This window comes from Brachyspira sp. G79, from assembly GCF_002379365.1.
Taxonomy (GTDB): Bacteria; Spirochaetota; Brachyspiria; order Brachyspirales; family Brachyspiraceae; genus Brachyspira.
The window spans coordinates 1-9,943 of the sequence record NZ_JQIU01000007.1 but is presented as its reverse complement, the minus strand read 5'-3'; the positions used below and the strand labels follow the sequence as shown (position 1 = coordinate 9,943).

Here is a 9,943-nt window from a genome sequence, read left to right as displayed (position 1 = left end):
ATATTAGCAGTGTATGTACAATCTATATAATTAGTAATTTTAATACTTTCTTTTAGTATAATACTTTCTATTATAGGCTTAACATTAGGAAGAAAGTACAAAGTATCATCATGAGAGTTTAATCTTCTTCTTTTTATTTTTAAATATAGAAGTCCTGATTTTTTTATTTCATCTATATAATTGAAGAAAGCAGGTATTTGTTTTTGAGTATATTTAAGAGAATATGCTATATCTATAGAGTTTAGTTCTTTGCTTTCATTTTTCAGTACATAAAGCACAATATCTTTAGCTTCTTTGGATAAAGCATAAAATTTAAAAGAGACAATAAAAACATTAGAAGATTTTGTTTGTAAATCCTCTGTATTTTTTGCTTTCCAAATTTTACATAATTCTTTTAAAGTATCTTGAGAAATTTGATCATACATATTGCTATTCTTATTTAATTATAAAGTATTTAAAGAAGCCTTGTTCAACATCATCAGGTCTTTTAGACTGTATCCAAGCAATCATAGGCTGACCTTTTATATGTCTGTAAGGAACTAATCCCCACATTCTGCTGTCGCAGCTTTGGTCTCTGTTATCTCCCATTACAAAGAAATAATCTTCTGGGACATTGTATATATATTCATCTGGTCTGTCTTTGGCATTAGGAACATATATATTCATCCAATACCATAATTTTATATCATCGCTTACTATCTCATCATTTATATAAACTTCAAAAGAACTGTAATCATTATAATAATCTGTTTTATCAACTATCTTTTTAAATATCATAACATCACCTTTTTTAGGAACATAAATAGGTCCATATATATCTATACGAGGAACAAACTCTCTATCATTTCCATAAAAGAAATAACCCCATTTATCTTCTATTTCATTTCCATTTATAATTATTTTTTTATTTCTAATTTCAACAGTTTCTCCAGCTGTAGCTATGACACGCTTAACAAATTCTTTTCTAGGATCCAAATCCACAGTTTTAAGTCCCAAAAATAAATTAGCAGGTGCTAAATGCGTACCCCCAGTAAGTTTTTCTCCTATATAGTCTGCAAGCAAAAATCTAGGGTCCCAAGTAAAAGGAGTAAGAGCAAATACCATAACTGGAAGTTTTAAAAATTGAACTAATGGAGAAGGCTCATAATAAGGCATGGCTGATTCGCATCCGAAAGAAGCAGAAGGAGGTGCTCTGAATACTACCAAATCCCCCCTTTGAGGCGATTTTATCTTCGGAAGTCTGTATCCTAAAAGCCCGTCTGTAAAAGGCAATTTTACTCCGTAAACAAATCTATTTGCAAAAAGTCTGTCTCCGGGCATTATAACAGGAATCATAGAGCCTGTTGGAATTTGATAATTCTGTATTAAAAATGTATTTATAAGAAGCACAATAATTATTGCGTATAATATTTCTTTTAAAGTATGTTTAAAATTACGGCATTCGCCTATGATTGTTTCTGTTATATTTTTTATAGGATTCTCCATTAATTTAACCCCTTGCAATAATAAATATTGATGTAAAAGTATATAATAAAACTGTTAAAATAGCAATTGTATAATAACTATTATTATAAAAATAGTTGTAATGAAAAATAGTAAAAATTATAATGTTATAAAAATATAGATATTGTACTTTTTATTACCGCTTTTATGAAATAGTATAAAGTTATGGGTATTAAGTTATGTTAAGTATCACTACGGCAGCATGCAAACTTGAAATACTATATTTTTAGATTAAATTTAATATTTATATTAAAACATAATTATTATAATTTTATATTTGTATTTTTGTTTAAGTATATCTTATATGTTCTTTGAAAAAGTATATAAAAAGTTAATAATACACTATAAAAATTAACAAAATAAAATTGTTCCAGTATATACTATTTAATTTTGGCTATTATATGATAAGGAAGAGCTATTAAAAATACACCGCCTATAATATTGCCTATTGTAACAAATAATAAATTGTAAAAATATCCGTATATAGTAATATTAGGTTCAGAGTTTGTTAATAATCCTACAGCCATAATAGTCATGTTTGCTATGCTGTGTTCATATCCGCTTGTTATAAATGCAAATAAACACCAAAATATCATTATTAGTTTTCCGCTATCAGATTTGCATCTAAAACTGCACCAAACTGCAAGACATACCAAAGTATTGCATAATATTCCTCTAAATAATAATGCCTTTGGACTTAAAGTCATTTTTGTTAAAGAAGTATTCGCTATAAAACTTCCTATATCTCCGCTTGCAAGACCAGTTAAATAAAATAAAACAGATACTAATACAGCACCTATTAAATTGCCTATATAACTTACAATCCAAACTTTAATAAGATTAGTAAATGATATCTTTTTATTTAAAACTCCTACAGTCATAATCAGGTTATTACCAGTAAATAATTCAGCACCAGCAATTATTACTGAACTTAAAGCTATACCGAAAGATACTCCCATTATTATTTTAGTACCTTTAAAATCGCCAAGTAAACCGCCTATAGAAAATATAAGAAGTATTCCAAGACCTACATATATCCCAGCAAGCATTGAAGATACAAAATATCCTAAAATATTATTATTAATCAAATTTGATTTTGATATTGAAGCATTGCATACAGCATTTAATTCATCTTTATACATAGAATACTCCTGATAATATTCTTAAAAAATGTCATTAATCAAATTTTTACTTTATAGTTTCGTCAAGAGCATTAAAAATTTTTATAAGTAAAATGAATTATTTTTATTTATTTTATTAAGCAGCTCTTTATTATCAAATAATATAAAGTAATTTTTATTTATTTATAAGTTTTATTAATTTATAATATGTAGTATAATTTTCATAAAAAATTGGAGTGTATAGTAATGAAAGAAAGAGAAAAACTAGGAAGCAGATTCGGCTTTATACTGGTATCTGCAGGCTGTGCTGTAGGAATGGGCAATGTTTGGAGATTTCCATATATTACAGGACAATACGGAGGAGGAGCTTTCGTAGTACTATACATTATATCTATAATTATTTTGGGTGTTGCTCCTATGGTAATGGAATTTGCTGTTGGAAGAGCTGGCGGGCATGATATAGCAACATCATTCGAAAAATTAGAAAAGAAAGGGCATAATTGGCATAAAATAGGATATATACAGATACTTGGCAACGTCATACTTATGCTATTTTATACTACTATATGCGGCTGGTGTTTATCATATTTTTATTTTATGCTTTCTGGAAAATTTGAAAATCTTAATTCTAATGAAGTAGGAAATTTTTTTAACAGTGTTTTAGCAAGTGCTCCTACTTTAACATTATGGATGGGTATTAGCCTTCTTATAGGTATTATTATATGTTCTTTCGGATTGGAGAAAGGAGTTGAGAGAGCGAGTAAATTTATGATGATATCTCTATTTGGGCTTTTAATACTTCTTATAATACGTTCACTCACTTTAAAAGGTGCTATTGAAGGTTTAAAATTTTATTTAGTTCCAGATTTAAATAAATTATTTGGAAACGGTTTAACAGGTTTTATAGGAATTTTTTACGCAGCTATAGGTCAGGCATTTTTTTCTTTAAGTGTAGGACAGGGAGGAATGGCAATATTTGGAAGCTATATAGATAAAAAACAGTCCCTTACAGGAGAGGCATTAATAATAATTGCATTAGATACAATAGTAGCTTTATTTGCAGGACTGGTAGTTTTTCCAGCCTGTTTTGCCTTTAATGTAAATCCGGGGGAAGGTGCGGGGCTTGCTTTTGTTACACTTCCTAATATATTTAACTCTATGCCTTTGGGAAGATTATGGGGAGCTTTATTTTTCTTATTCTTAGCTATGGCAGCACTTACTACTATAATAGGGGTATTAGAAAATATATATTCTTTTATTATGGATAAATTTAAGTTTACAAGAAAAAAAACTTCTGTTATTTTATTTATATCATTATTTATATTAAGTCTTCCCACAACATTAGGATTCAACATATTATCAAATATACATCCTTTAGGAGAAAATACTGTTATAATGGATTTGCTTGATTTTATAGTAAGCAATAATATTCTTCCTTTAGGTGCTTTGGTAACATTATTTTTCTGCACAAGAGATTTCGGCTGGGGTTTTGAAAATTTTATAAAAGAAGCAAATACTGGAGAAGGTATTAAATTCCCTCGTCAGTTAAGATTTTATATAAGCTATATACTTCCTTTTATAGTACTTGCAATATTTTTATATGAATATATTAATAGGTTTTTCTTAAAATAATAAATATTAATTTAAAATTATTTTATAAAAAATTATATATTGTTGCTATGGCAACTGATTTTTATAGATAAATGTTAGATAATATAAACAAAACTAAATAAGAATTTTATTAAGGAGAATAAATGCAAAAATTTATTGATAATATAGATTATAAAAAAGTTACAGCATTAAAAGACTTAGTAGAAATAAAACCTAATTCTATATCAGCATTATCATTAGTTGATAGAAAAAGCTTAATAATAAAAATAATATCTGCGGATAAAGCATCAGAAATACCTACACACTCAAGCACAGGTGATGTTTTAGTTACTGTACTTGAAGGTAAAGCAGAAATAACAATTGACGGAGAAAAATTTGAAGTTGCAGCTGAAAAGTCAATAACAATTCCAGCCAATGCTCCGCATTCTTTAAAGGCTGTAGAAGCATTTAAAGTATTAGTTATGCAGATAAAATCCGAATAACCCTAAATAAATTCATAATTGCGGCATGGGATACTTTTTCTCATGCCGTTATTTTTTATACTGTAAAATAAAACAATAAAAAATATTTATTAAATACTGTAAAGACTGTTTAAATTTAATAAAAATAATATATTATTAGGATATTATTATTTTTATAGGAATGAAATTATGGGAAAAATAAAAAATGTTTTCACAATGGCAATCTTGCATCTTATCAATAGTTTAACAAACTTCTCTTTGAGAGTTCTGCCTGTTTTTATAATAATTCTTGTATTATTAAAACTATCAAAAGTATTGATTGATTTAAATTGGTATGCAGTACTAAGTATAGTATTATTAGAGGTAATACTTATAATATTTTCTATTTCTTTTAATGCTGTATTTTTCAAAAAACAGAAAGATAATAAAAATGAAAGTACTGAAAATCAAAATAATGAAAATAATGAAAGTAGTGAAATAGCAGTAAAAGAAAATAAATTTCCTATATTAAATGTTGCCGCTGCTTTTTTTGCTTTTTTAGGAATAATATTTGTTATATTAAAATTATTTAAAGCGGTTGCTTGGAATTGGGTATGGGTGTTATCTCCATTATGGCTTTCAACTGCATTAGTAATATTAATATTAATTATATGTATTATAGTGTTTATTGTATCAGCTTTAAGCAAAAAAAATAAAATAGATAATATTGATAATAGCTCATCAGAAACATCAGAAAATAATAATAATACAGAAGATAAAGTTAATAATAGTGAAGAAAAAACAGATAATAAAATAAATAATAACAAAGTTAATGAAGAGAATGAAGATAATAAATAAAAAGAATAGGGATTAATTTATGGAAAATATTTTATTAAACATAGTTTTTACAGTTGCTGGTATATTATTATTATATCTGGGCGGAACATATATTGTAGACGGTAGTGTTATGGTAGCAAACAGATTAAAAATACCGCCTATAGTTATAGGACTTACAGTGGTTGCTATGGGTACATCTATGCCAGAGCTTTTTGTAAGTTTATTTGGTGCTTTGAGGGGAGAAAGTGCTATTGCTGTTGGTAATGTTATAGGAAGTAATATATTTAATGTGGTATTTGTACTTGGAGTTTCCGCTTTATTTATGAATATGTCTGCTGGAAAAAAGTCATATTATGTTTCTATGATTTCTATGTTTATAATGTATATAGCTTTAGGGTTAATGCTTTTTAATATAGAGACAAAAAGATTAAGCGGAGATAAAATATCTATAATAGAAGGTATTATACTATTAATTTTATTATGTATATACGTTTATTATCTATATAGTGTAATATCAAAAGATAAAGATGAATTAGCAGCTTTTGAAAAAGAGGTTTCATCATCAACTAAAACACATTCTATATCGAGGGCTATATTTAAAATAATAGTTGCAATATTGGCACTTGCATTTGGATCTGATGTATTTATTAAAGGAGTTACTGGAATATTTAGAAATTTCTTAAGTGAGCATATAATAGGATTTATAGTTGTAGCTGTAGGAACTAGTATACCAGAACTTGTTACAAGTGTTATAGCTGCTATTAAAAAAGAGGCTGATATATCTATAGGAAATATAGTAGGAAGCAATATATTTAATGTAGGAGGAGTTTTAGGTATATCATCTATAGCATCGCTAAAATTCGGCGGTATAATATTAAGTAACACTCAGGATTATTTAATGGACTTCTCTATTATGGTATTTGCTGGGCTTTTGCTTCTTATATTTACACTTAAAAGAAGAAGTTTAGGAAAAGTTAAAGGAATAATATTTTTAATTATATATATAGTATATGTAGCATATTTGCTTAAAACTACATCTGTATCTTAATAATAATTAAAAAGTATTATTTACTTTTATAATTTTTAATTGTTTTATTATTAAAAATTATTTTAAGGAAACATAATGAATAAATTATACATGATAATACTGTGTTTTATTATGCTTGTATCATGCTCTGACAATAAAATAAATTGGGAAAATGATTTTGATAAAGCAATAGAAAAATCAAAATCTGAAAACAAACCAATAATGATGGATATTTATACCGATTGGTGCGGTGCATGCAAGGAAATGGATAAAACTACATTTAAAAATAAAGAAGTATCAGATTACACTACAAATTTTATAGCATTAAAATTTAATCCAGAAAAATCAAGCAATGGAGATACTTTATTAAAAAAGTACAATATACCAGGATTTCCTACAATGCTTTTTATGAACAGCGACGGATTTGTTATAAAAAGAATAATAGGATATATAGAAAGCGATGAATTAATCAATGAAATGAGAGGCATAAAACAAAAAGAAGAAAATATAAAAAATGCTTTTAAAGATGATGCACCCAGTATAGAAAAACTTGATATATATATAGATTCAGGATATGCTAAAGAGGCTTCAGATATGTATGATATACTGATTAAAGAAAATAAAATACCTGAAAATAATATAACTAAATATATGTCAAAAATTGCTGTTATGCTTTTAGATAATGATGATTATGAAAACGGCATGAGATATTTTAATGAAATCATTGATAAATATGATAATCAAAAGGAAGTTTATATAGCACATTACTATAAAGCACTTGATATGATAGTTAATAATGGACAAACTAATGAAGGAATAAAATACATAGAAAATCTTACTAATGAAGTGCCTGAAGATATAAAAGAACAATATATAAATTTAATAGATTATTTTAATTTAAGTGAATAATATTATTTAAAAAAATATTTTATAATAAAATTAATAAATGGAGTCTAATTATGAATAAAAAAATATTAATTGTATTAATAACTGTATTGTCTATTATAGCATGCAATAAAGCTAGTGCTGAAATAAAATGGGAAAAAGATTTGGCTTCAGCAATGAAAAAAGCAAAAGAAAAAAATCTTCCTATAATGATAGATGTTTATACTGATTGGTGTACTTGGTGTAAGGAGCTTGATAAAAATACTTATGCCAATAAAGAAGTTATAGATATGGCAAAAAAAATGGTATCTGTAAAATTAAATCCTGAAACTTCAAAGGAAGGTGCTGAAATAGCTCAGAGATACGGAGTTCAAGGATTTCCTACTATATTATTTATAAGTGCTGACGGATTTGTATTAGAAAATATAGGCGGGTATGTTGAAGGAGAAAAATTTGTACCTTATATGAAAAATGCTATAGAAAAGCTAAATAAAATTAATGTAGTTTTAGCAAGTAAAGAGCCTAGTTTGGAAAAACTCGATTTGTATTTAGAATCTGGAAATGAAGAAGAGGCAAAAAAAATATATGATATATTAATGGATAAAAAAGCTATATCTAATGAAGCTATGGCTAAATATTTGCTTGGTTTCGGACTTATAAAGGCACAGAAAAGAGATTATGAAAATGCAAATGAATATTTTGATAATATAATAAAAAACTATCCTAAATCAGAAGAAGTTTATGTTGCTCATTATTATAAAGTTGTAATCATGGCATTAGCTGGAGAAAAAGATGAACCCAAAAAATATTTAGAAAAATTACTTGATGATCCTAAAGTTCCTGCTAATATGAAAGCTCAATATGAGAGTCTGCTTTCTTATATTAACGAAAAAAATTAATTGATTGTTTGATTTTTAATATTTTTTAATAGAGATGTTTTTTATAAAGCATCTCTTTTTTATATAAGAATTATACTTTAGAATTTTTAAATTAGTTAAGTAAACTTTGACAATTTATTCTTATTTTAGTATAATATATTTATGAAAAAGAAATTAAATACTAAACAAATAAAATATTTCAATCCTTTGAATGATTATTTTATAAGATACTTATTTACTGATAAAGGAAGCAGTGAGGCTATACTTTTAGATTTTATCAATTCTATAATGATTAATGCCGATATGAAGACTTTTCGTTCTGTGGAGATACTAACACCTTTTAACTTTAAGAAGAACAAGAATTTGAAAGAAACCATTGTAGATGTCAAGTGTATTACTCAAAATGGATCTGTTGTTATAATAGAAATTCAGCTTCAAGGCAATTCGCGATTTCCAGAACGCATACTTTATTATTGGGCTGCTAATTACAGTAAATTATTAAAACATGGTGAAAGATACGATGAATTAACTCCTGTAATAAGTATTAATCTTCTCAATTTCAATTTAGATAAAACGAAAAATATACATTCCTGTTATATGCTTTATGAGATGAATAATAAAAAACTTCTAACTGATCATTTGCAAATACATATAATAGAGTTAAAAAAGTTCAGGAAAAATGTTTTATCTAAAGATTTAAATTATTGGCTCAAAATATTTACAAGTAAAAATTTGGAGGCATCTATGTCTGAAATAGTAAAAGAAAAACCCATAATGGAAGAAGTGCAGAAAAAATATAATAATTTTGTAAAAAGCAGATTGATGATGATGGAATATGAAAAAAAGGAAGCTTATTTATATGGTAATCAAATAATGCTTGATGAGGAGAGAAGATTAGGAAAAGAAGAAGGTATAAAAGAAGGTATAGAACAGGGTATAGAACAGGGTATAGAACAGGGTATAGAACAGGGTATAGAAAAAGGCGAAATTAATAAGGCAAAAAGCATAGCATTAAAACTAAAAAATATGAATATGGATAATAAAGAAATAGCAAAAATAACTGGATTGAGTTTAGAGGATATAGAAAAGATTTAAAATATGGTTAGCATAATAATACCTATTTATAATGTTTCAAATTATTTGAGAACTTGTTTGGAAAGTATTATTAATCAAACTTATAAAGATTTGGAAATAATATGTATTAATGATGGCTCTGCTGACAATTCGCTTGAAATATTAAAAGAATATGCTTCTAAAGACAAAAGAATAATAATAATAGATAAAAAAAATGCAGGAGTATCTGCTGCTAGAAATGATGGTATAGAAAGAGCAAATGGTGAATATATATTTTGTATGGATAGTGATGACTATATAGATAATGATTTTATTGAAGTTTTTTATAATAATGCTGAAAAAAATAACAGCGATTTAGTGGTATTAAGTACTTTTTGGAACTTGGATAAAAGAGTTAATAAAGATTATCATTCAGCACTTCCTACTTGGTCAATGTTTATAAAAAGATCAATATTAGACAATTATAAATATTTAAGATATCCTATTAATCTTCATCCAGGGGAAGACGGTATATTTTCACATGAACTCTTAATGTATACAAAAAATGTTAGTTTTGAATATAATACC

The 9,943-nt window shown here is 26.3% G+C and carries 10 protein-coding genes and 1 pseudogene; 8 read left to right on the top strand and 3 right to left on the bottom strand.

Annotated features, from left to right (window positions below; translation table 11 throughout):
- The 3 genes and pseudogenes from KQ44_RS00130 to KQ44_RS00120 all read right to left on the bottom strand — a co-directional run.
- A pseudogene (locus KQ44_RS00130) lies at positions 1 to 425 on the bottom strand (hypothetical protein); the annotation flags it as partial.
- A gap of 10 nt (positions 426 to 435) precedes the next feature.
- Entirely contained in the window at positions 436 to 1,485 is a 1,050-nt protein-coding gene (gene lepB, locus KQ44_RS00125) for a signal peptidase I (RefSeq protein ID WP_096735723.1), read from the bottom strand.
- 398 nt (positions 1,486 to 1,883) lie between these two features.
- Positions 1,884 to 2,645 (bottom strand): formate/nitrite transporter family protein, encoded by a 762-nt coding sequence (locus KQ44_RS00120; protein ID WP_096735722.1) that lies wholly within the window; start codon positions 2,643 to 2,645, stop codon positions 1,884 to 1,886.
- 225 nt (positions 2,646 to 2,870) lie between these two features.
- Here KQ44_RS00120 and KQ44_RS00115 point away from each other — a divergent pair, with 225 nt between their 5' ends.
- The 8 genes from KQ44_RS00115 to KQ44_RS00080 form a co-directional block, all read left to right on the top strand.
- Positions 2,871 to 4,256, top strand: coding sequence for a sodium-dependent transporter (locus KQ44_RS00115; RefSeq protein ID WP_096735721.1), 1,386 nt, complete (start codon positions 2,871 to 2,873; stop codon positions 4,254 to 4,256).
- Positions 4,257 to 4,378: 122 nt separating this feature from the next.
- Entirely contained in the window at positions 4,379 to 4,717 is a 339-nt protein-coding gene (locus KQ44_RS00110) for a cupin domain-containing protein (protein ID WP_096735720.1), read from the top strand.
- A gap of 168 nt (positions 4,718 to 4,885) precedes the next feature.
- Entirely contained in the window at positions 4,886 to 5,533 is a 648-nt protein-coding gene (locus tag KQ44_RS00105; protein ID WP_096735719.1) for a hypothetical protein, read from the top strand.
- 19 nt (positions 5,534 to 5,552) lie between these two features.
- The gene (locus tag KQ44_RS00100) at positions 5,553 to 6,560 is read left to right on the top strand and encodes a calcium/sodium antiporter (RefSeq protein WP_096735718.1); all 1,008 of its coding nucleotides are present in this window, start codon (positions 5,553 to 5,555) and stop codon (positions 6,558 to 6,560) included.
- Positions 6,561 to 6,635: 75 nt separating this feature from the next.
- Positions 6,636 to 7,448 (top strand): thioredoxin fold domain-containing protein, encoded by an 813-nt coding sequence (locus KQ44_RS00095; protein ID WP_096735717.1) that lies wholly within the window; start codon positions 6,636 to 6,638, stop codon positions 7,446 to 7,448.
- A gap of 50 nt (positions 7,449 to 7,498) precedes the next feature.
- Positions 7,499 to 8,323 (top strand): thioredoxin fold domain-containing protein, encoded by an 825-nt coding sequence (locus KQ44_RS00090; protein WP_096735716.1) that lies wholly within the window; start codon positions 7,499 to 7,501, stop codon positions 8,321 to 8,323.
- A 141-nt stretch (positions 8,324 to 8,464) separates the two neighbouring features.
- Positions 8,465 to 9,397, top strand: a complete 933-nt coding sequence (locus KQ44_RS00085; protein ID WP_096735715.1) for an Rpn family recombination-promoting nuclease/putative transposase — start codon at positions 8,465 to 8,467, stop codon at positions 9,395 to 9,397.
- Positions 9,398 to 9,400: 3 nt separating this feature from the next.
- The coding region (locus KQ44_RS00080) for a glycosyltransferase family 2 protein (RefSeq protein WP_143277840.1) at positions 9,401 to 9,943 on the top strand (543 nt) is incomplete at its 3' end.

What these genes read in the sequence shown, in the direction of transcription:
- KQ44_RS00100 (WP_096735718.1), top strand. Translation starts at nt 5,553, where the DNA reads ATGGAAAATATTTTATTAAACATAGTTTTTACAGTTGCTGGTATATTA.
- KQ44_RS00090 (WP_096735716.1), top strand. Translation starts at nt 7,499, where the DNA reads ATGAATAAAAAAATATTAATTGTATTAATAACTGTATTGTCTATTATA.
- KQ44_RS00085 (WP_096735715.1), top strand. Translation starts at nt 8,465, where the DNA reads ATGAAAAAGAAATTAAATACTAAACAAATAAAATATTTCAATCCTTTG.
- KQ44_RS00110 (WP_096735720.1), top strand. Translation starts at nt 4,379, where the DNA reads ATGCAAAAATTTATTGATAATATAGATTATAAAAAAGTTACAGCATTA.
- KQ44_RS00120 (WP_096735722.1), bottom strand. Translation starts at nt 2,645, where the DNA reads ATGTATAAAGATGAATTAAATGCTGTATGCAATGCTTCAATATCAAAA.
- KQ44_RS00105 (WP_096735719.1), top strand. Translation starts at nt 4,886, where the DNA reads ATGGGAAAAATAAAAAATGTTTTCACAATGGCAATCTTGCATCTTATC.
- KQ44_RS00095 (WP_096735717.1), top strand. Translation starts at nt 6,636, where the DNA reads ATGAATAAATTATACATGATAATACTGTGTTTTATTATGCTTGTATCA.
- lepB (WP_096735723.1), bottom strand. Translation starts at nt 1,485, where the DNA reads ATGGAGAATCCTATAAAAAATATAACAGAAACAATCATAGGCGAATGC.
- KQ44_RS00115 (WP_096735721.1), top strand. Translation starts at nt 2,871, where the DNA reads ATGAAAGAAAGAGAAAAACTAGGAAGCAGATTCGGCTTTATACTGGTA.